The following is a 23,170-nucleotide window of genomic DNA, read 5'->3' as shown; positions in this document are numbered from 1 at the left end:
CTAGTCTGATGCGAGCGACAGGCGCTTCCATCTTGCTCGCCTGGGCTGCCGGAGGCTAGCAAGGCGCACCTAACAGTGTGCGCCCGTTTGAGCCTCGGCGAAAGTCCGCAATTTATCTTGATGTCAAGATAAATCTATCACGCGCTGGGTGCCGGGTCCTGCGGCGACGCGCGCGGATAGAGCGCTCGCACCACCAGCCAGGTGACGGCGATGAGGGGCGCGAACAGCGGGAGGCCCATGATGAGCTTCAGGGTTCCGAGCGCTGTCACCTGGTCGGTCAGATACAGCGGCAGCTGAACCGCCAGGCGTGCGAAGAACAGCACAGCCCAGGCGATGCCGAGCCATCGGAACGCCCGGCGCTTCCGGCGGTCGGAGCGCCAACCGGTGGCATCCCCCATGAGGAACCCGGCGGCGATGCCGATCAGCGACCAGCCGATGAGCGCGGAGACGAGGAACACCGTGCCGTAGACGGCGTTGGTGATGAGCCCGGGGACGAAGTTGTCGGCACCGCGCCCGGTCCACAGCGCGAGCGCGGCGGCCCCAGCGGCCGCGATCAGTCCGCCCAGAGCAGCCGAGGGCGGCGACTTCTGCACGAGCCGCACGATCGTGAAGACCGCGGCGAGCCCGACCGAGACGCCGAGGGACAGGATCAGCGGATCGGGGGCGAGGGTGAAGAGGATGACGAACGCGAGGCTCGGCAGCACCGATTCCAGGATGCCGCGCCACCCGCCCATCGCCGACCAGACGACCTTCTGCGTGCTGGACTCCTCGGTGGGGTCGAGCCCGGCCTTGCGCGCAGCACCGCCGAGGGCGGCCCCGATGACCTCGGACGCCGAGGACGGTGCCTGCTCCGGACGCTGCTCGTCGGGCGTGCTCACGCGGAGCCCGGCGTGGCCGGCATCTTCAGCGGAATGAGGTCGCGCGGAGGCATGGGAGAACCGCCACGGACGACGACGATCGAACGGAACAGGTCTTCAACCTTCGCCCCGGCTTCGGGGTCGGACGCCGCCGCTCCCCCGATCACGCCGCGCAGGAACCAGCGGGGTCCGTCGACACCGACGAAACGCGCGAGCCGCAGCTCGGATCCTTCGGAAGCGGGGCCGGGGACCTCGGCGAGCAGCTCCTTGCCCAGTGGACCATCGCGCTCCTCGACACGACCGCCCTGCTGACGGACCTGGTCGACCAGCTGCATGCGCGTCTCGTGCCAGAGTCCGAGCGTCCGGGGCGCGGCGAACGGCTGCACCTGAAGCGACGAATCGGCGTAATCGAGCCCGACGGCGACGATCCGCTTGGACTGCTCCTCGACCTCGAGGCGGAGGTTCAGCCCCTCCCGAGGGAGGATCTTGATGCCGCCGAGGTCGATGTACGGGCGAACCGGGTTCGCCTCGGATTCATCGAACGGGCCCTCACTGGCACGGTTCGCCGGCGCCGACTTGGACGACGGCTGGGTGGTTTCTTCTTCAGTCATTTCGTTGTTCCTGCCTGCTCGGCGCTGGGCGCCTGGTATCCCGTCGAGCCGAACCCGCCGGCACCGCGCGCACTGTCTTCGAGCTCGTCGACCGGGATGAAGTTCGCCCTGGTGACCGGCATGATGATCAGCTGTGCGATCCGGTCCCCGACCGCCACATCGTACGCGCTCGACCTGTCGGTGTTGAGCAGACTCACCTTGATCTCGCCCCGGTACCCGGCATCCACCGTCCCGGGAGAGTTCACGATGGTGATCCCATGCTTGGCGGCCAACCCGCTGCGAGGCACGACGAATGCGGCGTATCCGTCCGGCAGTGCGATGCGGACGCCGGTGGGCACCAGCGCACGTTCTCCTGGCTCGAGATGAACGGCCTCTGCGGCGACGAGATCGGCGCCGGCATCACCGGGATGGGCGTAGGAAGGCATCATCGACGCGATAATGGGGAGATCAACGGAATCGCTCACCCCACGAGGCTAATGCAGAACCCCACCACCGATACGCGCGTTCGCTACCGCGAGCGCCTCTCACCGAGCCTGTGGATGCTGGTGACCGCGGCCGTCGCCGCACCGATGCTGACACTGACGTTCACGCCGCTCGGGTCGCTGCCCGCGCTGCTGATCGGCGTGGCGGTCGCGCTGGCACTGATCGTCCTGATGATCGCCGGCTCTCCCGGCATCCGCATCGACGGGACCGTCCTGCGTGCCGGACGCGCGCACATCGACGCACGGTGGCTCGGCGAGGTCACCGAGCTCTCCGGCGAAGACGCGCGCATCGCGCGCGGAGCCGGGCTCTCCGCCAGGGGATGGCATCTGATCCGCGGCGGAATCGACGGCGTGGTGGTCGTCGAGAACATCGATCCGGCTGATCCGGTGACCAGCTGGACGATCTCCACGCGCACGCCGGACCGACTGGCCGCCGCGATCCGCGAGGCACGAGAAACGACAATGCGACCCTGAAAACGACAATGCGCCCCTGACCGAGAGGCCGGGGCGCATGAGCGTGAGTGCGTCTGCTGTCAGGCGGCGCACTCCTTGCAGATGGGACCATCTGCACCTTCGTGGTCCAACTGCGAGCGGTGCTTCACGAGGAAACAGCTCATGCAGGTGAACTCATCCTGCTGTGCCGGGAGAACGACGACGTCGAGCTCGAGGTCAGAGAGGTCTGCACCAGGGAGGTCGAAGCTCGACGGGTTGTCCGAGTCCTCATCCCCGGTCGTGCCGGACAACTTGTCCGGCACACGCTCCTTCAGGGCTTCGATCGACTCGGAGTCGTCTTCGCTCTTTCGGGGGGCGTCGTAATCGGTTGCCATGCGGTAGATCTCCACTTTCATGGTGCTAGTGGGCGGGGCGCCGTCGGGTAAGCGGCGGCCATAGTTTGCACGATGGCGGCGCGATAAGCAAATGCCGGTCCGTGCGACAGATCAAACTGACGGCGCGCCCGGTGTATTCCCGGCGTCCTGAGTGCGCCCGTGGCACCATGATCGGACAGCCATCAGAGGGGCATTCGCATGGAAAACGTCACGATCGTCGGCACGGAAGACGACCTCCTGATCCTCGCCACCGGTTCAGGCGAGAGGTTCGCGCTCGCCATCGATGACGTGCTGCAACGAGAGATCCGCCGTGCGCGCCGGCGCGACGACGATGAGAAGCCGCGCGTCACCGTCAGCCCTCGCGAGATCCAGGCGCACATCAGGTCCGGCCTGTCTGCGGCAGAGACCGCTGAACTGCTCGGCGTCGGCATCGACGTGGTCACGCGATTCGAGAGCCCGGTGCTCGCGGAGCGCGAGCACGTCGTCGGCCAGGCCCTTGCTGTTCCCGTTCTCATAGGCAGCGAAGTCGAGCCCGACGCTCAGCCCACCTTCGGCACGGCCATCCGCACCAAGCTCTCCGATCTCGACGCGAGCGCGGAGCGCTGGGCGAGCTGGAAGGAGGATTCCGGCTGGATCGTCAAGCTGGAGTTCACCGCCAACGAAGTCGCCCACGACGCACGATGGAGCTTCGACCCGCGCCGCAGCGCCCTGTCTCCGCTGAACGCGGATGCCACGCAGCTCTCCCGCCAGGGCTCGCTCCCCGATGGGCTCATCCCCCGTCTGCGCGCCGTGGAGGGCGCTCGGACGGAATCTCCCTACAAGGACGACAGCCGCTTCGACTCCGGCGCCTTCGGTCCCCGGCTTCTGCCTGCTCCAGAGGGCGACGTCGACGAGCCCCTCATGCCGGAGCGCTCCGGGCCCGCCGCACAGGCGGCCGCCGTCAATCGCGCTCCCGATCAGACGACGACCAGCGCCGAGACAGCCGACCTTCTGGAGGCGCTCCGGCGTCGTCGTGGCCAGCGCGAGAGCGCCCCGGTCGTCTCGGACATCGACGAGGACGCCGAGCCGGCGCGCGCATCCGATCCGATCGCGCTGTTCGACTCGCTCGAGTCCGACGATGAGCCCGAGGAGCGCCCCGTCGCCCACGAGACGCCTCAGGACGCCGGCGGTCGCAAGCGTCGCCGCAATGCGATGCCGTCGTGGGACGAGATCGTCTTCGGCGCCCGCACGGACGACTGACGGTCAGATCGCGAACACCCCTCGGCGGATGTAGGGCACCTGCCGCTCCTCCGGCGTGAGAGCGCCGTGCTGGCCGATCATCCCGCGCGAACGCTGATCCTCGGCCGTGCCGTCGTAGAACGCCTTGTTCCCGCGCGCGATGACGACGAGGTCGCCGATGCGGCGATCCGCATCGGGCGCGACCGTTGACCCGTAGATGCCCGATGACACCGCCTCCGCCCGGCTGAGAACATCGGCGTCCCCTTCGCTCAGCCGGCGCCAGGTGTCCAGCACCGCGGAACGATCGGCGTCTGCTTCGAGATAGACGTGCAGCATCCTCGGCTCTCCGCCGACATGACGGATGCCGTCCAGACGCGCATCCCCTTCGTCGAGCACGACGTGCCGGTGCGCGGGGACGTCGACCATGCCGTGGTCGGCCGTCACCAGCACGCCGACCTGTCGTGGCGGGTCGACTGCGAGGGCGTGATCGACTTCCTCGAGAGCCGCGATCCACTCCGCCGAATCGACACCGTGCTGGTGGCCGGCCTTGTCGACCTCGGGCAGATAGCAGTAGACGAGCGAACCCGGATCGTCTGCGGCGAGCTGATAGGCCACGGCGACCCGCTCGGCTGCGGTCCTGGCTGCGACGAACTCCGCGCCGCGCAGCGTGGCCTTCGTGAAGCCGCTGCGCGCGTACTTCGCGATCCCCAGGGCGTACGCGGGGTGTCCAGCGGCTGTCGCGCGCTCGAAGATCGTCGGCTGCGGCTGCCAGACGAGCGGATCGATTCCGTCCGACTCCCAGCCAGACAGCAGATTGACGAGCCGATCGCGGTCACGATCCAGGACGCGGTAGCCGACCAAACCATGGGACCCGGGCTCGACGCCGGTGAGGATCGAGGTGAGCGCCGCGGCGGTCGTCGTCGGGAACACCGAGTGGGCCACGTCCTTCTTGCCCACCCCCGCCACGAGGTGCCGAGCATGGCCGGCGTGCGCGCGGAGCTGGATCGCCCCCAGACCGTCCACGATGACGACCACGACGGATCGCGCGGGTGCGAGAGCGCCGGATCCACCCTCCAGCGCGGCAAGCAGGTCGTCCGCCACCCCGCTGATGATCCGGGCTGTCGTCGGCACGGTCGGTAGAATCGAAGACATCCGAGCCAGTCTTCCACAGGCTCAGCGACGTCCCAGGAAGTCCATGCCCCGCACCGAATCAGCCGAGCCCGCCGAGGAGCGCATCCAGGACATCGACCTGTCCAACGAGATGCAGGGTTCATTCCTCGAGTACGCCTACTCGGTGATCTACTCCCGCGCGCTGCCCGATGCACGCGACGGCCTCAAGCCAGTCCAGCGACGCATCCTGTACCAGATGGCCGAGATGGGCCTGCGGCCCGACCGCGGGCACGTCAAGAGTGCGCGCGTCGTCGGCGAGGTGATGGGAAAGCTGCACCCGCACGGCGATTCGGCGATCTACGACGCTCTCGTCCGTCTGTCCCAGGACTTCGCCCTGCGCGTGCCCCTCGTCGACGGCCACGGGAACTTCGGCTCGCTGGACGACGGACCCGCGGCCTCCCGCTACACAGAGGCGCGTCTCGCTCCCCCCGCGCTGGCTCTGACCGAGAGCCTCGACGAGGACGTCGTCGACTTCATCCCGAACTACGACGGGCAGTTCCAGCAGCCATCGGTGCTGCCGGCCGCCTTCCCGAACCTCCTCGTCAACGGCGCCAGCGGCATCGCGGTCGGCATGGCCACGAACATGGCGCCGCACAACCTCATCGAGGTCGTCGCCGCAGCCATCCATCTGCTCGAGAACCCGGATGCCACGACGGAAGAGCTCATGGAGTACGTGCCGGGCCCGGACTTCCCGTCCGGCGGCATCCTCATGGGTCTCGACGGCGTCAAGGACGCCTACGCGAACGGGCGCGGCGCGTTGCGCGTGCGCGGCAAGGTCTCGGTCGAGCAGATCGGACCGCGCCGCACCGGGATCATCGTCACCGAGCTGCCCTACATGGTCGGTCCTGAACGACTGATCGAGAAGATCAGGGATGCCGTGCAGGCGAAGAAGCTGCAGGGCATCAGCGACGTCAACGACCTCACCGACCGTCAGCACGGCCTGCGGGTGCAGATCGGCATCAAGACCGGTTTCGACCCGAACGCGGTTCTCGAGCAGCTGTACCGGCTGACCCCGCTGGAGGATTCCTTCAGCATCAACAACGTCGCTCTGGTGGAGGGGCAACCGCGCACGCTCGGCCTGAAGGAGATGCTGAGCGTCTACGTCGGCCACCGTCTCGAGGTCATCACCCGCCGAAGCCGGTACCGCCTCGCTCGCCGCGAAGAGCGGCTCCACCTCGTCGAGGGCCTCCTCATCGCGATCCTCGACATCGACGAGGTCATCCAGGTCATCCGCTCGTCCGACGACTCCGATCAGGCGCGCGGTCGCCTGCGTCAGGTCTTCGACCTGTCGGATCTGCAGGCGGAGTACATCCTCGAGCTGCGGCTGCGTCGACTGACCAAGTTCTCGCGCATCGAGCTCGAGGCCGAGCGCGACAAGCTGCAGGCCGAGATCGCCGAGCTGCGGGAGCTGCTCGGCAGCGAGGTGCTGCTGCGTGCTCAGGTGGCACGCGAACTGGATGCCGCCGCAGAGGCATACGGCACCCCGCGGCGGACGCTGCTGCTGAACGCCGCTCCCCCGAAGCCGCGCAGCTCGAAGGCGCCGGTCGACCTGCAGATCGCCGACAGCCCCACCGTCGTCGTGCTCTCCACCACGGGGAAGGCCGTGCGCGTCGACCTCGCCGACGGGCAGACGCTGGCTCCCGCTGCACGTCGAAGCAAGCACGACGCCGTCCTGGCGACCCTCACCACGACCACCCGAAGCGAGATCGGCGCGGTGACCACAGCGGGTCGCGTGCTGCGCTTCTCCCCCGTCGATCTGCCATCGGTGCCTTCGTCGTCCGTGCACCTGTCCGCTGGAGTCGCGCTGCGCGACTACGTCGGACTGCTCGACAAGAGCGAACGCGTCATCGCCCTGCTCCGCTTCGACGACGACACCCCGTTCGCGATGGGGACACGCACCGGCGTCGTCAAGCGCATCATCCCCTCAGCGCTCCCCGTGCGCCCCGACACCGAAGTCATCGGTCTGAAGGCCGGGGACAGCCTCGTGGGAGCGGGAGCCGCGCCCGACACCGCTGAGCTCGTCTTCGTCACCTCGGATGCCCAACTGCTGCACTACTCCGCCTCGGCGGTGAGGCCCCAGGGCGGCCCGGCCGGCGGCATGGCCGGTGTCAAGGTGGCGTCTGGCGCCGAGATCATCACGTTCTCGGTGATCACGAACCAGGAGGACGCGATCGTCGTCACCATCTCGGGTGCCGACGGCACGATCGCCGGGACGGATGCCGGGCGCGCGAAGGTCTCGCTGTTCGGCGAGTTCCCCGCCAAGGGCCGTGCGACAGGAGGCGTTCGCACGCATTCGTTCCTCAAGGGTGAGGATCGGCTGCGACTCGCGTGGGCCGGCCCTCGGACTGCGCTGGCAGTCGGAACCGACGGTGCTGCTCGTGCGCTCCCCGAGACGGGCGCGAAGCGCGACGCGTCCGGTCAGCCGTTGGACGCGGTCATCGGTTCGGTCGGCACACAACTCGGCGCCTGAGCCGGGCTCGAACCCTGCCGACGCTCAGGCGTCGATCGACTCGCGGGACAGCTGATCCGACGAGTCGACGATGAACTCGCGGCGCGGGGCGACCTCGTTGCCCATCAGCAGCTCGAAGACGCGGCCGGCCGCCTCGGCATCCTCCATGCGCACTCGGCGCAGCAGACGACCTGCCTTGTCCATCGTCGTGTTCGCGAGCTGGTCCGCATCCATCTCGCCCAGCCCCTTGTAGCGCTGGATCGGCTCGTGCCAGCGCTTGTTCGCCTTGCGGAGCTTGGCCAGCAGCGTGTGCAGCTCCTGCTCGCTGTAGGTGTAGATCGTCTCATTCGGCTTGGAACCGGGGTTCATGACGATCACCCGGTGCAGCGGCGGAACGGCGGCGAAAACACGACCCTCTTCGATCAGCGGCCGCATGTAGCGGAAGAACAGCGTGAGCAGGAGAGTGCGGATGTGCGCGCCGTCGACGTCGGCGTCGCTCATCAGGATGATCTTGCCGTACCGCGCCTGATCGAGGTCGAAGGTCCTGCCGGATCCGGCGCCGATCGTCTGGATGATCGCTGCGCACTCCGCGTTGGAGAGCATGTCCCCGATCGATGCGCGCTGCACATTGAGGATCTTGCCGCGGATCGGCAGGAGCGCCTGAACCTCGCTGTCGCGGGCGCGACGTGCCGTACCGAGCGCGGAGTCGCCCTCGACGATGAACAGTTCGCTGCGGGACACGTCGTTGGAGCGGCAGTCGACCAGCTTGACCGGGAGCGACGAGGACTCCAGGGCGGTCTTACGACGCTGCGTCTCCTTGTGGGCGCGGGCAGAGACTCGAGCCTTCATCTCGGCGACGACCTTGTCGAGCAGCTGGCTCGCCTGGTTCTTGTCGTCGCGCTTGGTGGAGGTGAAGCGCGCACCGAGCTCCTTCCGGAGCACCTGCGCGACGATCTGACGGACAGCAGGGGTCCCGAGGACCTCCTTGGTCTGCCCCTCGAACTGCGGCTCCGGCACCTCGACGGTGAGCACGGCGGTGAGACCGGCCAGCACGTCGTCCTTCTCGAGCTTGTCGTTGCCGACCTTCAGGCGCCGGGAGTTCTGATCGACCTGCGCCCGCAGAACCTTGAGCAGCTCCTGCTCGAAACCCTGCTGATGCGTACCGCCCTTGGGCGTCGCGATGATGTTGACGAAGGAGCGGGTGACCGTGTCGTAGCCGGTCCCCCAGCGCATGGCGAGATCGACGCGGCACTCGCGCTCGACCTCGGTGGAGACCATGTGACCGTCTGCCTGCAGCACAGGGACGGTCTCCTTGAACGTGCCCGACCCCTGGATGCGCCAGGTGTCGGTCACGGGAGCATCCATCGCGAGGTACTCGACGAACTCCGAGATTCCGCCCTCGTAGTGGAAGGACGTCTCCTTGGCCGCACCGTCCTCGCCGCGCGATTCCTCGCGCTCATCGCGGATCGTCAGTTCCAGCCCAGGGACGAGGAACGCAGTCTGACGTGCACGCGTCTCGAGTTCGCCGAGCTGGAACGCGGCATCCTTCGTGAAGATCTGACGGTCGGCCCAGTACCGCACCCGCGTGCCGGTGACACCGCGCGCGGTCTTGCCGATGACCCGCAGCTCGCTGCTCTTCTCGAACGGGGCGAACGGGGCGTCGGGCCGCTTCTCACCGGAGTCCGTGAACAGGCCGGGCTCACCGCGGTGGAACGACATCGCGTACGTCTTGCCGCCGCGATCGACCTCGACGTCGAGACGCTCGGACAGCGCGTTCACGACGGAGGCGCCGACGCCGTGCAGACCACCCGACGCCGCGTAAGATCCGCCGCCGAACTTTCCGCCGGCGTGGAGCTTCGTGTAGACCACCTCGACTCCGGTGAGCCCGGTGCGCGGTTCGATGTCGACGGGGATGCCTCGGCCGCTGTCCTGCACCTCGACGCTGCCGTCGGCGTGCAGGATCGTCTCGATGCGCTTGCCGTTCCCGGCGACGGCCTCGTCGACGGCGTTGTCGATGATCTCCCACAAGCAGTGCATGAGTCCGGGAGAACCGTTCGACCCGATGTACATGCCCGGGCGCTTGCGGACCGCTTCGAGCCCTTCGAGGACTTGAAGATGATGGGCGGAGTACTCGGCGGTCACAAGGATCGATTCTATTCGCGGAGCCGTCTTCGGCCTCGCAGACACTCCCCTGTGCAGCCGTACTCAGCGCGCCCGCGTACGCGGTGAGCGAAACACGCCGCCATCCGGGCATGACTCCCAGCCCGGCGTGGTTGTATTGAGCACATCCCGAAACGGACGCCGATACCCGAGGAGGCACCGAGATGAACGCTACAACCGAACGTGAGACCTCCACCGTCGAGTACCGCCTGACGGCCATGGATCGTTGCGACTCCTGCGGAGCGCAGGCCTACATCGCCGCAGAGGTGAACGGTTCCGAGCTGCTGTTCTGCGCACACCACGGACGCAAGTACGAAGAGAAGCTGCGCAGCATCGCGACCTCGTGGCACGACGAGACCGCACGCCTCGTGGACACGGTCTGATCCGACCCGAGTCTTCACCGACGCGCGGAGCAGACGCTCCGCGCGTCAGCTGTATCTGCGGGCGATCAGCGGTGACACGCGGGTGAGGATCTCCTCGCCGACGGTGTCGATCCTCTCGGCGAGATCGGTCGCGCTCGGACCGCCATCGCCGAACACCGTCACAGTGTCCCCGACGGCAGCCGCGTCCCAGCGGGCGAGGTCGGTCCAGGTTCCGTCGATGTGGAGGATGCGCCGCGTCGCCGGATCGCCGAGGTGCGCTCCAGCAAGGGTCGACGGGAGTCCGTCCAGGGCTCCGATGTCGATCCGAACGCGATCGTCGCTGACGTCGATGACCTCGGCTCGGAGTGACGCGACAGGACGGATGCCGTCGAGCTCCGGTCCATCGGCAGAGCGAATGCCGTAGCAGAACGCGCCGATCCGGCTCAGCGATCCTCGAAGCTCCGGTCGCGCCCAGGATGCAGCTGACGCGGTCAGATGCAGCTGCTCGGGTGTGCCTCCGGCCTTCTGGAGAGCGTCGACGGCGGTCAGGAACTCCAGCTGGGCCGCGTCGTCCTCATCGTCGCTGGCCTCGGCGAGATGACTCCAGACACCCGCGACGTGGAGCAGACCGGCGTCTTCTGCGCTACGTGCTACAGCGACCGTATCTCCCCAGTCCTCCGGCCTGATGCCGTTGCGGTGCAGTCCGGTGTCGATCTTGAGGTGAACCCGCGCCCGACGCCCAGCGCGATCGGCCTCGGCAATCACCCGTCGCAGATAGGCGGCAGTGCCGACGCCCAGGTCCACGTCCGCACGGATCGCCTCGGCGACCTCGTCAGCCGCAGACGTCGCCCAGGCGAAGATCCGGGACTCGGGAGCCGCCGCACGGATCCGCAGAGCCGACGGCACGTCGTACGAACCGAACCATCGGACTCCGGCGGACAGCGCCGCCGGCACCGCCCAGTCCAGCCCGTGCGCGTACGCGTCGTCCTTGGTGACGAGCATCATCTCGCCGGGGGCGATGCGCTCGGCTACCGCCTGGATGTTGTCGAGGAAGGTCTGGGTGCGGACCTCGAGGCGGGCGGACATCAGTCCTCCTCTGCTCTCGCGGCACGGAGGCCGACGGCGCAGGCGAGTTCCGCTGCGGTGAGACCTGTCACCGCGGACCACTCGGCGAGGAAGCCGGCGGCTGGGCCGCCTCCCCCGAAGTAGGTGACCTCTTCGCCTTCATCGGCCGCCGCGTCCGTCGCACCGAGGTCGACGACGCACACATCCATCGCCACGCGTCCGACGATCGGATGCACGCGTCCTCGGAGTTCGACATGCGCGCGGTTGCCGAGTGCCCGCACGACGGCCTGAGCGTAGCCGCCCGTGACGAGGGCCACCGTGGTGTCGCGCTCCGCGCGGTGCGTGTAGCCGTACGAGACGGCCTCCCCTCGTCGCAGGGGCTTGATCGACATGACACGTCCTGACAGCCGCATCACCGGTCGATCCACGGAGTCAGCGCCTGCGCCGGTGGGGAACCCGTAGAGCGCCGCAGGGTCGATGTCCGGTTCAGTTGTCGCGCTCGCATCCAGGCCATCGGCGCGCAGCATCCGCGCCGTCTCCGCATCGTCGACGCGCACACCGTCGGCCCCCGCCAGCAGCACAGCGTCGGCCACCTGATGCAGGCCGTGTCCGTACGCGTCACGACGCAGATCCGCGACGCGGCCACCGGCCGCGACGGCCGCCTTCGCATGAGCTGTCAGCGCAGAACGAGAGATCACGGCGCGGGTTGCCGTGCTGCGAAGAGTGACCACTCATCGAGTCTACGGGCCGTGTCGTGCGCCGCCGCTGAAGGCGGGCGTTCGGGCGTCGCCGCCTAGAATGGTGTGTCCGCGACGAATCTGGAGAACGAATGCCTGCCAACGGCCTGGGCGTCATGCCCCGCCTGCGATACCTCGCCAACCGCGCACGCCGCATCGATGTCGGATCGGTGTTCACGCGCGCCCGCGAGGTTCGCGACCAGCACGGCAAGGCCGTCCCGGTGGTGGTCGTCGACATGCTGTGGAGTGCGGCATTCAAGAACGTGGGTTTCCAGGATTACGTCGACTACGACTTCGCGACGCTGAACAGCGCGGAGCGCGCGACCTATATGACTCACCCGGTGTCGAATCAGCTCTCGCAGCGGTACGACGCCGAGCCGTACCGCCCGACGTTCCACGACAAGCTCGCGTTCAATCGCGTATTCGACGAGTTCCTGCGTCGTGAGTGGCTCGAGGTCACGAGCGACAACGCAGCCGAGTTGGAGGAGTTCACCCGCCGGCACGGCACGATCATCGCCAAGACGCGCATGGGCCAGGCCGGCAGCGGCGTCAAGCGGTATCACGCCGCAGACGTGGACGACTGGTCCGAGTTCCACCGCGGCCTGTTCACGCGCGGCGAGGTGGTCATCGAGCAGGTGATCACGCAGCACGCCGACCTTGCGGCCGTTTGCCCCGGGACGGTCAACACCACCCGCGTGACCGCATTCTTCGACGGACAGAAGACCCACATCCTGGCCGTCGCGCAGAAGTTCGGGCGCGGCGAGGTCAGCGACCAGATGTCCTTCGGCGGCTTCTACACGATGCTCGACCCCGAAACAGGGCGTGCGCGCTCGGCCGGGTACGATTCCCACGGCCACGTGCACGTCGACCACCCGGACTCCGGGTTCCGCATCGCCGACTTCCAGCTCCCCCTCTTCGATGAGATGGTCGCGTTCGTCGACACCGTCGCGCGCGTGGTCCCCCAAATCCAGTACGTGGGCTGGGACATCGTGATCGGCCCGGACGGCCCTGTGCTGGTCGAGGGCAACTGGGGCGCCGGCGTGTACGAGAACAAGCCATCGGTGTCGGGCATCCGCACCGGCAACAAGCCCCGCTACCGCGCCGCGATCGGGTTCTGAGCCCCGCGCTCGCCGACGCCGTCCTCAGCGTCGACGCAGCATCCGTACAGCCGTCGTCAGCTCCGGCACGCGGAACAGTGCGAGCAGCGCCACGAAGACGACGCCCGTCACGACGGCGATCAGGGCAGCGCCCAGGGCTCCCTGCAACATGCCGGAGAGCATCCAGCTGTCGACTCCGCCGACGAGAAGGAAGACGCCCCAGCCGGCCGCAGCAGCTGGCACGGCCAGCAGTACGAAGCGACCCAGCGCCAGCATCGTGCCGCCGAGACCGAACGATCCGAACTTGCGCTTCAGCATGATCGCGGCGATCACGGTCTGAACGGTACTCGCCACCGACTGCGCGAGGGCGACCATCGCGGCCCGCTGCTCGAGGGGCGTGGTGGCTGCCACGACCAAGGTCAGAACGACGAGTAGAGCGGCCTGTATCAGCGTGTAGATGAAAGGGGTGCGCGCGTCGCCGTAGGCGTAGAAGGTGCGTTGCACGACGAACAGCACCGCCAGTGGCAGGAGACTCACAAGATATGCCAGTAGCAGGGGCGCAATGAGGACGGCCTCGGCTGCCGACTTGCTGAAGATGCGGGAGGCGGGGATCGACGCCACGGCGATCGCCGCCATCGCGACGACGACGAGCAGGCCGAGGATGCGGATCGCCTGGCGAACGGTCTCCCGGACCTCATCCCCCTTTTCAGCCGCGACCTCTTCGCTGATCCTCGTGAAGTACGGCGTTCCGATCGCGAGAACGATCGTGGAGTAGGCGACCATGAACACGAGCCAGGTGTACTGGGATGCCGCGACCGACGCGTTCTCGCCCGATGCCGGCGTGACGACCCTGGACTGGACGAGCCCGACCAGCTGGCCGGCCAGCGTCGTGAGGAATGTCCAGAACGCGAGCTTGCCCATGCGACCCAGCCCCATGCCGCGCCACTGGAAGTCGAGCCGCAGCGGGATGCCGATCCGACGCCAGAAGAGCACGAGGACGACCATCTGCGCGATCACGCCGAGGGTGGCCGTGCCGCCGAGCAACGCGATCATCTCCGTGTTCCAGCCGCCGAGCCCGCTGCGACTCTGGCCGAACAGAACCATGAACAGCACGAAACCGGCGATGGATACGGCATTGTTGACGATCGGCGCCCAGGCATACGGGCCGAATACACGCCGCGCGTTGAGGATCTCGCCCAGCAGAGCGAACATGCCGTAGAAGAAGAGTTGCGGCACGCACCAGTATGCGAACTGGATCGCAAGCGCCGACTGCGCCGGCCCGAAGTCGGAATACAGGTCGATCAGCACGGGCGCGCCGAGCGTCGCCACCAATGTGATCGATCCGACGATGATGGTGCCGAGCGTCAACAGCTTGGCGAGGAAGGCGTGCCCGCCGTCGTTGTGTGCGGTCGCTCGGACGACCTGCGGCACGATGACGCCCGTGAGGACACCGGCCGAGATCACCTGGTAGATGCTGTTGGGAAGTTGGTTGGCGACGGCGAAGGCGTCAGACGCCATGCCGACAGAGCCGATCGCCGCGACCAGCACGACTGCACGCAGTAGACCCGTCAACCGAGACACGAGCGTCCCGGCAGCGATCATCGCGCTGGCGCGTCCGATTCCCATCGAGACCCTTCCCAGTGAAGTCCGAGCGCGGCCTCTGCGGCCTCAGCCCATCAGACGGCGCGGATGATGCCCATCGGGGTCGACTGATGCCCCTGCCCGAGCGGGTTGTCCTTGAGGATGCGGACGAGGCGATCCTCGCCGGCGCGGTCGAGCGTCGAGCCGAGGATGTTGCCGCCCAGGTCGTTGATGTCGACGACGGCGACCTCGGCCTTCCCGCCGATCAGCGTCTGAACGTGCGCGGCCACGCCGCGCGGGTTCTTCGGGCCGAGCACGACCGCCTGGTTGTACGGCGGGATCGTGCCGGAGGTCGGGCCGTCGATGGCCCTGGCCTTGTCACCGGCGATGCGGTAGAAGTCGCCCTTGCGTCCGAACGCCTTGGTGACGGCAGCCACGGCGGCCGCGAAGAGGATGCGCGGTGTGCCGCACTCCCGCAGCGCCATCTCCATCGTCTCGGGCATGCCGAGGCCGATGCCGTACGGCGTGCGCGTGACGTACTTCGACAGGAGGAGCGCGAGCTTGCGGGGCTTGATCTCGTCGAGCCGGTACGAGCGGCCCTGCGTGATCGCCACGATCTTCTCGGTCACGAACAGCACGTCGCCCGGTTGCACGGTATCCGTCGCGTACTCGGTGATCACGGCATCCAGATCGTCCTCGGGCATGACGACCCTGGTCTTCAGCGGAATGCGGGCGTAGTTCGTGCCGTCGACGTCCGTCTCGAGCGCCTTGCCCTCATTCGCCTTGCCGTCGTTCGCCTGCATCACTCGAGGTAGTCCCGCAGCGACTGCGAGCGGCTCGGGTGGCGCAGCTTCGCCATCGTCTTCGACTCGATCTGACGGATGCGCTCGCGCGTGACGCCGAACGTGTCGCCGATCTGGTCGAGGGTCTTGGGCTGGCCGTCGCCGAGGCCGAAGCGCATGCGGATGACGCCTGCTTCGCGCTCGGACAACGAGTCGAGCAGCTGCTCGAGCTGACGCTGCAGCATGGTGAACCCGACAGCATCGGCCGGAACGACCGCCTCGGTGTCCTCGATGAGGTCACCGAACTCGCTGTCGCCGTCCTCGCCGAGCGGGGTGTGCAGCGAGATGGGCTCGCGACCGTACTTCTGCACCTCGACGACCTTCTCAGGGGTCATGTCGAGCTCGCGGCTGAGCTCCTCAGGAGTGGGTTCGCGCCCCAGGTCCTGAAGCATCTGCCGCTGAACGCGTGCGAGCTTGTTGATGACCTCGACCATGTGCACCGGGATGCGGATCGTGCGGGCCTGGTCGGCCATGGCACGGGTGATCGCCTGACGGATCCACCACGTGGCGTACGTCGAGAACTTGAAGCCCTTGGTGTAATCGAACTTCTCGACAGCGCGGATGAGACCGAGGTTGCCCTCCTGGATCAGGTCCAGGAACTGCATGCCACGGCCGGTGTAGCGCTTGGCGAGCGAGACCACGAGGCGCAGGTTGGCGCCGAGCAGGTGGCTCTTGGCGCGCTGACCGTCGCGGGCGACCCACTGCAGGTCGAGGCCCAGCTGGCCGGTCTTCTCGGCAGCCGACATCGCCGACAGCTTCTCCTCGGCGAACAGGCCGGCCTCGATGCGCATCGCGAGCTCGACCTCTTCGGCCGCGTTCAGAAGCGCGACCTTTCCGATCTGCTTCAGGTAGTCCTTGACGGGGTCAGCGGTCGCACCGGTGATCTGCGTCGAGTAGACGGGGACGTCGTCCTCGTCCTTGGACGTGAGGACGATCGCGCCGGTGGGCAGCGGCTCGGTGAAGGCCGGCTTCTTGTCGTCTTCCTCGGAATCCTCGGGGACGACGTCCGCCTCGGCCTGAGCCTGATCGACGATGTCGTCGGCCTTCTTGCGGCGAGCGGGAGCCTTCTTGGCTGCGGGAGCCTTCTTCGCAGCAGGAGCCTTCTTCGCAGCCGGCTTCTTCGCCGCAGCAGTGACGGCTTCGGTCTCGACGACCTCTGCTTCAGGTTCGGTCGTCTTCTTCGTCCGGGTGTTCTTGGTCGCGGCAGGAGTCACGTTTCGCCTTTCACGGGGCGGGCGCGCAGCCCCGGGACATTTCGGACACTAGTAAGACCCTTGTCAAGTCCGCAGCGCGAGCGCGAACCATTGACAACGGGTCGGATTACCAGTATCGCACACGAATGAACGGTCGGATGCATCCGGCCGAAAGTCGCGTCAGGAGCGCGAGCGCTTGTCGTCGTCACCCGGAGGACGAGTCGCGAGATAGCGCTCGAGCTCGGCCGCCAGCTCGTCCGCGCTGGGGAGGTCCCGCTCGTCGAAGCCGCCTTCATCGAACCGGTCGGTGTCCTCCGGATCGCGCCCAGCCATGTACGCGTCATAACGGTTCTCGAGCGTGTGCACCATCTGACGCAGCTCATCATTGCCCGCGACCTGCTCCTCGACCTTGGCGAGGAACTCGTCGCGGCTCTCGCGAAGATCGTCGAGCGCGAGGACGAGACCCGTCGCACCCATCACGCGATCGGCCGCGGCGATCACCGCCTCGGGGTTCTCGGTCTCTGCCAGGTAGTGCGGAACGAGCAGAACGAAACCGACGATGCGGTCGCCTCGTTCGGCGAATCGGTACTCGAGCAGGTGCCCTGCGGTTCCGGGCACCTGCGTCCGAGGGCGCCACACCGACAGGCTCGCGGTGATCTCCTTGCGATTGCCGCTGACGGTCGTGCTGATCGGTCGGGTGTGCGGAACCGGCATCGCGATCGAATGCACCCAGCTCACCCCGGAGACGGCGAACTCGTCGGCGAAGTCGAGGACGGACTGCGCGAAGGCGTTCCAGGCGAAGTCGGGCTCGTAGCCGGAGAGGAGGAGGAACTGCTGTCCCAGCGCGTCATGCGCGATCGACAGCTCGAGTCGGGCGGGGCGGAACTCGGTCAGGTGGTCCTGCTCGAAGACGAAGAGCGGGCGGCGTGCGCGGTAATCGAGCAGCACGTCGTTGTCGTAGACCGCGATGGGCTGCGGGTCGGCCACGTCGCGGAGGTGATCGATGAGTCCTGAGACCGCGCTGCCCGCATCCGTGAACCCGGTCAGCAGAATGACGAGCGGCAGCCCTGGCGGGACGGCGGGTGCGCTCACGACGCGTTCGTACAGCTCTCCGGAGACGGGCATGTGTCCATGCTACGAGTCGGAGCGGACCCGGGGCGCGACTCGGTGTTGCTCACAGCGAACACGGCTGGGGCTCGCGGGGCGGTCGGTGCCTAGGATGGAACCATGACGCTTCCTGCGCTCTCGCACACCGATAATCCATTCCCCGGGAGCGCTGCCGACGCCGCAGTGCTCGTCGTCCCGGATCTCGAGGCGTTCCCCGATGCATTGGACGCGTACTCCGGCCTCAAGGACGTGCTCACCGCGGTCGGCTTCACCGGCGGCACGTCGTCGTTCGCCCGCGTGCACGCCCCCGGCGTGACCGATCTGCCGTTCGCCGTCGTCGGTGCTGGCAAGGCAGCTGACGCCGCTGCAGTGCGTGACGCAGCTGGCGTCGCCCTCCGCTCCCTGACGGGCTTCGCGAACGTGGCATTGGCCGCAGCCGGTCCGCTGGAGGAGCACGCCGCCGCTGCCGCAGAGGGTGCCGCGTACGGCGGCTACCGCTTCGAGGGATACCGCGCCAAGCCCGGTAAGAGTCGTGCCGATGCGGTCACGATCCACGGCACGACCGTCAGCGATACTGATATCGAGCGCGCCAGGGTCCTCGGCGAAGCCCTCGCCCTGATCAAGGACCTCGTCTCGGTGCCCGCCGAGTGGCAGAGCCCGGCAGACCTGGCGCAGAGCGCCGTGGATGCCGTCGCCGATCTCGACGTCGCCGTCGAGGTGCTCGACGAAGAAGCACTGGCCGAACAGGGCTTCGGCGGCGTGCTCGGCGTCGCGCAGGGCTCCGACCGTCCGCCGCGCGTCGTCCACCTCGACTACGCCCCCGCAGACGCCGCGGCCCACATCGCGCTGGTCGGCAAGGGAATCACCTTCGACACCGGCGGCCTGTCGCTCAAGCCGGCGGCATCCATGGTGGGCATGAAGTTCGACATGGCCGGATCCGCGACCGTCCTCGCGACCCTCCGTGCGATCGCGCAGCTGCGACTCCCCGTCCGCGTCACGGCGTGGATGTGCATCACCGACAACATGCCCTCGGGCAGCGCGATCCGCCCCGGCGACGTGCTCCGGATGCTGGACGGCCAGACCGTCGAGGTGCTCAACACGGATGCCGAGGGACGACTCGTCCTAGCCGACGGCCTCGTCGCCGCCAGCCGAGAGAAGCCCGACGTGATCTTCGACGTCGCCACTCTCACCGGCGCGATCCTCGTCGCCCTCGGCCACCGCCACACCGGAGTGATGGGCGACGACGACGCGGTGGCCGAGTACCTGACTGCGGCCGAGTCTGCGGATGAGCTCGCCTGGGCGCTCCCCCTGCCGGAGTACATGGAGGACTCGCTCGACTCCCCGATAGCCGACATGATCAACGCCAACATGGGCGACCGTGCGGGCGGATCGATGTTCGCGGGGCTCTTCCTGCAGCGTTTCGTCGGACGCGACGGCGACGCGGACGACGCGCCTCGCATCCCCTGGGTGCACCTGGACATCGCCGGCTCGTCCGAGAACGGCGGTTCCCCGTACGGATTCACGGACAAGGGCGCTACCGGCGCGACCGTCCGCTCACTCGTCGCGTTCGCTGAAGCACGCGCCAAGGAGGCTCGATGACCACGCACACCTTCGACATCGTCGTTCTCGGCGGAGGCAGCGGCGGGTACGCCGCAGCTCTTCGAGCCGCCGAACTCGGCAAGAGCGTCGCCCTGATCGAGAAGGACAAGGTCGGGGGCACGTGCCTGCACCGAGGGTGCATCCCGACCAAGGCACTCCTGCATGCAGCCGAGGTCGCCGATCACGTACGTGATGCCGCGTCCGTAGGCATCGGCGCGACATTCGACGGCGTGGATGCCGCCGGGGTCCGGACGTACCGCGAGAACATCGTCGCGAAGAAGTTCAAGGGTCTCGAGGGTCTGATCAAGGCCCGCGGGATCACGACGGTCGCCGGTACCGGTCGATTGAACGCCGACCGCACGGTGTCCGTCGGCGACGATGTCTACGCCGGCGCTGATGTCGTTCTCGCGACGGGCTCGTACAGCCGCTCACTGCCCGGTCTCGACGTCGGGGGACGCATTCTCACCAGTGAGCAGGCGCTCGCGCTCGACGAGGTACCAGAGCGCGTTCTCGTGCTCGGCGGCGGCGTCATCGGCGTGGAGTTCGCCAGCGTGTGGCGCTCGTTCGGCGCAGAGGTCACGATCATCGAGGCGCTGCCGCACCTGGTGCCCAACGAGGACATCGCGCTGAGCAAGGGACTCGAACGCGCGTTCCGCCGTCGCGGCATCCAGTACTCGCTCGGAACCCGCTTCCAGACCGCGACGCAGGATGACGCGAGCGTCACCGTGACGCTCGAGGACGGCAAGACGTTCACCGGCGACTACCTGCTGGTGGCCGTCGGCCGGGGCCCCGCGACGGCCGACCTCGGCTTCGAGGAAGCCGGGGTCACGCTCGATCGCGGCTTCGTCACCGTCGACGACGAGCTGCGCACCGGCGTCCCCGGTCTCTGGGCCGTGGGCGACATCGTCCCTGGGCTCCAACTCGCTCACCGCGGATTCCTGCAGGGCATCGCCGTGGCCGAGCGGATCGCCGGACTCTCCCCCGCGCCGATCCCCGAATCGCAGATCCCGAAGATCACGTACTGCAACCCAGAGGTCGCGTCCGTCGGCGTCTCGGAGGAGGCGGCCGTGAGCGAGCACGGCGCAGAGGCTGTCGTCGCGTACGAGTACAACCTCGCGGGCAACGGCAAGAGCGAGATCATCGGCACGACGGGTCTGGTCAAGGTCGTCCGCCTGAAAGACGGTCCCGTCCTCGGTGTGCACCTGCTCGGAGATCGTGTCGGCGAGCTCATCACCGAGGGGCAGCTCGCGGTGGCGTGGGAAGCTCACCCTGAGGACATCGCCCCGCTCATCCACGCGCATCCGACGCAGAGCGAGGCTCTCGGCGAGGCATTCCTCGCACTCGCCGGAAAACCATTGCACGCCCTCTGAACACCAACCGGTGTCAGGGTCACTAAGCTGAATACGTCATAAACATTCTTGAAGGAGACTCCGTCATGAGCACATCCGTGGTCCTCCCCGCTCTCGGTGAGAGCGTCACAGAGGGTACGGTCACCCGCTGGCTGAAGCAGGTCGGAGACACCGTTCAGGCGGATGAAGGCCTGCTCGAGATCTCGACCGACAAGGTCGACACCGAGATCCCCTCGCCGGTCAGCGGCGTCATCGAGGAGATCCTCGTCGCCGAGGACGAGACCGTCGAGGTCGGTGCGCTGCTCGCGCGCATCGGCGACGGCAGCGGCGCAGCGCAGGCATCGGATGCCCCAGCGGCCGCGGACTCCGCCCCCGCCGAGGCCCCTGCTGAGGCCGCCCCCGCTGAGGAGGCCGCCCGCGCGCAGGAGGCACCGGCCGAGCCCGCACCGACCGCAGAAGCACCCGCTGCTGAGGCGGCACCCGCCGCTGCCGCCGGCAACGCCACCGACATCCGTCTCCCCGAACTCGGCGAGAGCGTCACAGAGGGCACCGTCACCCGCTGGCTGAAGCAGGTCGGCGACGAGGTCGCCGTCGACGAGCCGCTGCTCGAGATCTCGACCGACAAGGTCGACACCGAGATCCCTTCGCCGGTCGCCGGCATCCTTCAGGAGATCGTCGCGGGCGAAGACGAGACCGTCGAGGTCGGCGGCGTCCTGGCTCGCGTCGGCTCCGGTGCGGCTCCCGCAGCGCCTGCCGCCGAGGCACCGGCACCGGCCGCTGAGCCGGCACCGGCCGCTGAGGCTCCGGCTGCCGAGGCTCCGGCACCGGCCGCTCCGGCCCCGCAGGCCGCTCCAGCACAGGCCGCTCCGGCACAGACTGCCCCCGCAGCCGAGCCGACCGCCGAGGACAAGGCCGGCGACGACAAGGGTTCGCTCTACGTGACCCCGCTCGTGCGTCGCCTCGCCTCGCAGCAGGGTGTCGATCTGTCGACGGTCACCGGATCCGGTGTCGGCGGGCGCATCCGCAAGGAGGACGTGCTCAAGGCCGCCGAGTCGAAGGGCGCGGCCCCGGCTGCAGCCGCGGCTGCTCCGGCCCCGGCTCCGCTCGAGATCTCGCCGCTGCGCGGCACCACGCAGAAGATGTCGCGTCTGCGCAAGGTCGTCGCTGAGCGCGCAGTCGCCTCGATGCAGCAGACGGCGCAGCTGACCACGTTCGTCGAGGTCGATGTCACCGCTCTGGCGAACTACCGCAACAGCGTCAAGGACGATTTCCAGAAGAAGACCGGCGACAAGCTTTCCTTCCTGCCGTTCTTCACCCTGGCCGCCGCCGAGGCGCTGCAGGCGTTCCCGGTCATCAACGCGACAGTCGACGGCGAGAACATCGTCTACCCGGCGACTGAGAACATCTCGATCGCCGTCGACACCGAGCGCGGACTCCTGACCCCTGTCGTCCGCGACGCGGCGACGAAGAACCTCGCTCAGCTCGCTCACGAGATCGCGGACCTCGCCGCCCGCACGCGCGACAACAAGCTGAAGCCCGACGAGCTCGCCGGTGGCACGTTCACCGTGACGAACACGGGCTCGCGCGGTGCCCTGTTCGACACCCCGCTGGTGTTCCTGCCGCAGTCGGCGATCCTCGGCACCGGTACGGTCTTCAAGCGCCCCGGCGTCGTGACCGTCGATGGTGTGGATGCCATCGCCATCCGTTCGTACGTCTACCTGGCGATCTCGTACGACCACCGCATCGTGGACGGCGCGGACGCCGCGCGCTTCCTCGGCGCGGTCAAGGCCCGCCTCGAAGCGGCGAACTTCGCCGGCAACCTGGGCGCCTGAGTTCAGACACCGCTCAATCCGGCTGGTGCGCGACGTCGTAGACGTCGCGCACCAGCCATTTCTCTTCCCTGCGCTCGAGCACGAGCATCTGCGCGGTCGAGCTCTCGCCGGAATCGTCATCGGCTGAGACGAGCTTGATCACGGCGACATCTCCGTAGTCGTCGACGAGCGTTGCCACGCTCGCCTGAGCTCCACGCGTCGCCAGGCCGCTGTCGGGTGCGACGAGTCCGTCCACGAGAGCCGCGGGGCAGTCGGGGGCCGCCGCTTCTGTGCATTCGGCGATCCTGTCTAGAAGGGCCGGTACAGCCGACAGGCCGTCTTCAGCGGGCGGGGTGGTCTCGGCCGGCGCTGGACTCTCGACAGGCTTCTCCTCCGGACCTTCCGCTGCGTCGGCATCGCCCTTGGTCTCGAGGCCATCCGTCTCCGAGGCTGGAGCGGTCAGCTGGGCGGCCTCCGCAGGATCGGCATCGTCGCCCTGTGGCCACAACAGTCCCACGGCGAGGATGACGGCCACGAGCGACCCGGCGAGGATCAGCGGACGCCGGTGCGAGTGCTGGGGCGCCAGTCGGGCCGGTCCTGCCTGCGCCGCCGCCGTGCGGGTACGCCCGTCTGGGCGGTGTTCACGCCGCACC

At 68.0% G+C, this 23,170-nt stretch carries 20 protein-coding genes and 1 pseudogene; 8 read left to right on the top strand and 13 right to left on the bottom strand.

The features are described 5' to 3' along the window. Window positions 1-137 precede the first annotated feature (137 nt). From LQZ87_RS09070 to dut, 3 genes are read right to left on the bottom strand one after another with little or no spacing between them, the layout of a single operon-like run. Window positions 138-878, bottom strand: coding sequence for a DUF3159 domain-containing protein (locus LQZ87_RS09070; protein ID WP_230103156.1), 741 nt, complete (start codon window positions 876-878; stop codon window positions 138-140). Continuing rightward, window positions 875-1,468 carry a DUF3710 domain-containing protein gene (locus tag LQZ87_RS09065; protein WP_230103155.1) on the bottom strand — a complete coding sequence of 198 codons (594 nt, stop codon included), beginning with the start codon at window positions 1,466-1,468 and terminating at the stop codon, window positions 875-877. The genes LQZ87_RS09070 and LQZ87_RS09065 overlap by 4 nt, the downstream gene beginning before the upstream one ends. After that, window positions 1,465-1,932, bottom strand: a complete 468-nt coding sequence (gene dut, locus LQZ87_RS09060) for a dUTP diphosphatase (protein ID WP_230103154.1) — start codon at window positions 1,930-1,932, stop codon at window positions 1,465-1,467. Before dut ends, LQZ87_RS09065 begins: the two co-directional genes overlap by 4 nt. A 12-nt stretch (window positions 1,933-1,944) precedes the next feature. On the opposite strand from dut, the gene LQZ87_RS09055 reads away from it, so the two are divergent. Continuing rightward, window positions 1,945-2,424, top strand: a complete 480-nt coding sequence (locus tag LQZ87_RS09055; protein ID WP_230103153.1) for a DUF3093 domain-containing protein — start codon at window positions 1,945-1,947, stop codon at window positions 2,422-2,424. A 59-nt stretch (window positions 2,425-2,483) separates the two neighbouring features. Here the strand turns inward: LQZ87_RS09055 and LQZ87_RS09050 are convergent, their stop codons facing one another. After that, the gene (locus LQZ87_RS09050; RefSeq protein WP_144796210.1) at window positions 2,484-2,777 is read right to left on the bottom strand and encodes a DUF4193 domain-containing protein; all 294 of its coding nucleotides are present in this window, start codon (window positions 2,775-2,777) and stop codon (window positions 2,484-2,486) included. 198 nt (window positions 2,778-2,975) lie between these two features. Here LQZ87_RS09050 and sepH point away from each other — a divergent pair, with 198 nt between their 5' ends. Next, complete coding sequence (sepH, locus tag LQZ87_RS09045) at window positions 2,976-4,016, top strand: septation protein SepH (RefSeq protein ID WP_230103152.1); 1,041 nt, start codon at window positions 2,976-2,978, stop codon at window positions 4,014-4,016. Window positions 4,017-4,019: 3 nt separating this feature from the next. On the opposite strand, the gene LQZ87_RS09040 is transcribed toward sepH, so the two are convergent. Then, window positions 4,020-5,147, bottom strand: a complete 1,128-nt coding sequence (locus LQZ87_RS09040) for a nucleotide pyrophosphatase/phosphodiesterase family protein (RefSeq protein WP_230103151.1) — start codon at window positions 5,145-5,147, stop codon at window positions 4,020-4,022. A gap of 43 nt (window positions 5,148-5,190) precedes the next feature. On the opposite strand from LQZ87_RS09040, the gene LQZ87_RS09035 reads away from it, so the two are divergent. Next, complete coding sequence (locus LQZ87_RS09035) at window positions 5,191-7,635, top strand: DNA topoisomerase IV subunit A (RefSeq protein WP_230103150.1); 2,445 nt, start codon at window positions 5,191-5,193, stop codon at window positions 7,633-7,635. 24 nt (window positions 7,636-7,659) lie between these two features. Here LQZ87_RS09035 and LQZ87_RS09030 read toward each other — a convergent pair whose 3' ends face one another. Beyond that, window positions 7,660-9,756 (bottom strand): DNA topoisomerase IV subunit B, encoded by a 2,097-nt coding sequence (locus LQZ87_RS09030; protein WP_230103149.1) that lies wholly within the window; start codon window positions 9,754-9,756, stop codon window positions 7,660-7,662. 182 nt (window positions 9,757-9,938) lie between these two features. On the opposite strand from LQZ87_RS09030, the gene LQZ87_RS09025 reads away from it, so the two are divergent. Next, window positions 9,939-10,157 (top strand): hypothetical protein, encoded by a 219-nt coding sequence (locus LQZ87_RS09025; RefSeq protein WP_194419646.1) that lies wholly within the window; start codon window positions 9,939-9,941, stop codon window positions 10,155-10,157. Window positions 10,158-10,202: 45 nt separating this feature from the next. Here the strand turns inward: LQZ87_RS09025 and LQZ87_RS09020 are convergent, their stop codons facing one another. Further along, complete coding sequence (locus tag LQZ87_RS09020; RefSeq protein WP_230103148.1) at window positions 10,203-11,222, bottom strand: alanine racemase; 1,020 nt, start codon at window positions 11,220-11,222, stop codon at window positions 10,203-10,205. Further along, the gene (locus LQZ87_RS09015) at window positions 11,222-11,932 is read right to left on the bottom strand and encodes an alanine racemase C-terminal domain-containing protein (RefSeq protein ID WP_230103147.1); all 711 of its coding nucleotides are present in this window, start codon (window positions 11,930-11,932) and stop codon (window positions 11,222-11,224) included. Before LQZ87_RS09015 ends, LQZ87_RS09020 begins: the two co-directional genes overlap by 1 nt. Window positions 11,933-12,030: 98 nt before the next feature. Between LQZ87_RS09015 and LQZ87_RS09010 the strand changes: the two genes are divergently transcribed. Next, window positions 12,031-13,056 (top strand): sugar-transfer associated ATP-grasp domain-containing protein, encoded by a 1,026-nt coding sequence (locus tag LQZ87_RS09010; RefSeq protein WP_230103146.1) that lies wholly within the window; start codon window positions 12,031-12,033, stop codon window positions 13,054-13,056. 24 nt (window positions 13,057-13,080) lie between these two features. Here LQZ87_RS09010 and murJ read toward each other — a convergent pair whose 3' ends face one another. The 4 genes from murJ to LQZ87_RS08990 all read right to left on the bottom strand — a co-directional run bounded on the left by murJ (window position 13,081) and on the right by LQZ87_RS08990 (window position 17,776). Then, window positions 13,081-14,661 carry a murein biosynthesis integral membrane protein MurJ gene (gene murJ / locus LQZ87_RS09005; RefSeq protein WP_230103145.1) on the bottom strand — a complete coding sequence of 527 codons (1,581 nt, stop codon included), beginning with the start codon at window positions 14,659-14,661 and terminating at the stop codon, window positions 13,081-13,083. 50 nt (window positions 14,662-14,711) lie between these two features. Then, the gene (locus LQZ87_RS09000; protein WP_230103144.1) at window positions 14,712-15,419 is read right to left on the bottom strand and encodes a coenzyme F420-0:L-glutamate ligase; all 708 of its coding nucleotides are present in this window, start codon (window positions 15,417-15,419) and stop codon (window positions 14,712-14,714) included. Further along, on the bottom strand, window positions 15,419-16,672 hold the full coding sequence (locus LQZ87_RS08995; RefSeq protein ID WP_230103143.1) for an RNA polymerase sigma factor: 1,254 nt from the start codon (window positions 16,670-16,672) through the stop codon (window positions 15,419-15,421). Before LQZ87_RS08995 ends, LQZ87_RS09000 begins: the two co-directional genes overlap by 1 nt. Before the next feature lie 159 nt (window positions 16,673-16,831). After that, window positions 16,832-17,776, bottom strand: a complete 945-nt coding sequence (locus LQZ87_RS08990) for a PAC2 family protein (protein WP_230103142.1) — start codon at window positions 17,774-17,776, stop codon at window positions 16,832-16,834. Window positions 17,777-17,878: 102 nt separating this feature from the next. On the opposite strand from LQZ87_RS08990, the gene LQZ87_RS08985 reads away from it, so the two are divergent. From LQZ87_RS08985 to sucB, 3 genes are all read left to right on the top strand, one after another. Further along, window positions 17,879-19,357, top strand: coding sequence for a leucyl aminopeptidase (locus tag LQZ87_RS08985; RefSeq protein ID WP_230103141.1), 1,479 nt, complete (start codon window positions 17,879-17,881; stop codon window positions 19,355-19,357). Further along, window positions 19,354-20,727 carry a dihydrolipoyl dehydrogenase gene (gene lpdA / locus LQZ87_RS08980; protein WP_230103140.1) on the top strand — a complete coding sequence of 458 codons (1,374 nt, stop codon included), beginning with the start codon at window positions 19,354-19,356 and terminating at the stop codon, window positions 20,725-20,727. The genes LQZ87_RS08985 and lpdA overlap by 4 nt, the downstream gene beginning before the upstream one ends. Window positions 20,728-20,792: 65 nt before the next feature. Beyond that, on the top strand, window positions 20,793-22,538 hold the full coding sequence (sucB, locus tag LQZ87_RS08975; protein WP_230103139.1) for a 2-oxoglutarate dehydrogenase, E2 component, dihydrolipoamide succinyltransferase: 1,746 nt from the start codon (window positions 20,793-20,795) through the stop codon (window positions 22,536-22,538). 13 nt (window positions 22,539-22,551) lie between these two features. On the opposite strand, the pseudogene LQZ87_RS08970 reads toward sucB, so the two are convergent. Next, window positions 22,552-23,170, bottom strand: a pseudogene (locus LQZ87_RS08970) (hypothetical protein); the annotation flags it as partial.

This window comes from Microbacterium sp. Bi121, assembly GCF_918698005.1.
Taxonomy (GTDB): Bacteria; Actinomycetota; Actinomycetes; order Actinomycetales; family Microbacteriaceae; genus Microbacterium.
Note: the sequence above shows the minus strand (reverse complement) of the source record. Positions and strands in the feature narration are given on the sequence as shown.

Coding starts and splice junctions, on each gene's coding strand:
- LQZ87_RS09065 (WP_230103155.1), bottom strand. CDS start 1,468: ATGACTGAAGAAGAAACCACCCAGCCGTCGTCCAAGTCGGCGCCGGCG.
- LQZ87_RS09040 (WP_230103151.1), bottom strand. CDS start 5,147: ATGTCTTCGATTCTACCGACCGTGCCGACGACAGCCCGGATCATCAGC.
- LQZ87_RS09025 (WP_194419646.1), top strand. CDS start 9,939: ATGAACGCTACAACCGAACGTGAGACCTCCACCGTCGAGTACCGCCTG.
- LQZ87_RS09020 (WP_230103148.1), bottom strand. CDS start 11,222: ATGTCCGCCCGCCTCGAGGTCCGCACCCAGACCTTCCTCGACAACATC.
- LQZ87_RS09000 (WP_230103144.1), bottom strand. CDS start 15,419: ATGCAGGCGAACGACGGCAAGGCGAATGAGGGCAAGGCGCTCGAGACG.
- LQZ87_RS09010 (WP_230103146.1), top strand. CDS start 12,031: ATGCCTGCCAACGGCCTGGGCGTCATGCCCCGCCTGCGATACCTCGCC.
- LQZ87_RS09055 (WP_230103153.1), top strand. CDS start 1,945: ATGCAGAACCCCACCACCGATACGCGCGTTCGCTACCGCGAGCGCCTC.
- LQZ87_RS08990 (WP_230103142.1), bottom strand. CDS start 17,776: ATGCCCGTCTCCGGAGAGCTGTACGAACGCGTCGTGAGCGCACCCGCC.
- LQZ87_RS09035 (WP_230103150.1), top strand. CDS start 5,191: ATGCCCCGCACCGAATCAGCCGAGCCCGCCGAGGAGCGCATCCAGGAC.
- LQZ87_RS08985 (WP_230103141.1), top strand. CDS start 17,879: ATGACGCTTCCTGCGCTCTCGCACACCGATAATCCATTCCCCGGGAGC.
- sucB (WP_230103139.1), top strand. CDS start 20,793: ATGAGCACATCCGTGGTCCTCCCCGCTCTCGGTGAGAGCGTCACAGAG.
- murJ (WP_230103145.1), bottom strand. CDS start 14,661: ATGGGAATCGGACGCGCCAGCGCGATGATCGCTGCCGGGACGCTCGTG.
- lpdA (WP_230103140.1), top strand. CDS start 19,354: ATGACCACGCACACCTTCGACATCGTCGTTCTCGGCGGAGGCAGCGGC.
- sepH (WP_230103152.1), top strand. CDS start 2,976: ATGGAAAACGTCACGATCGTCGGCACGGAAGACGACCTCCTGATCCTC.
- LQZ87_RS09050 (WP_144796210.1), bottom strand. CDS start 2,777: ATGGCAACCGATTACGACGCCCCCCGAAAGAGCGAAGACGACTCCGAG.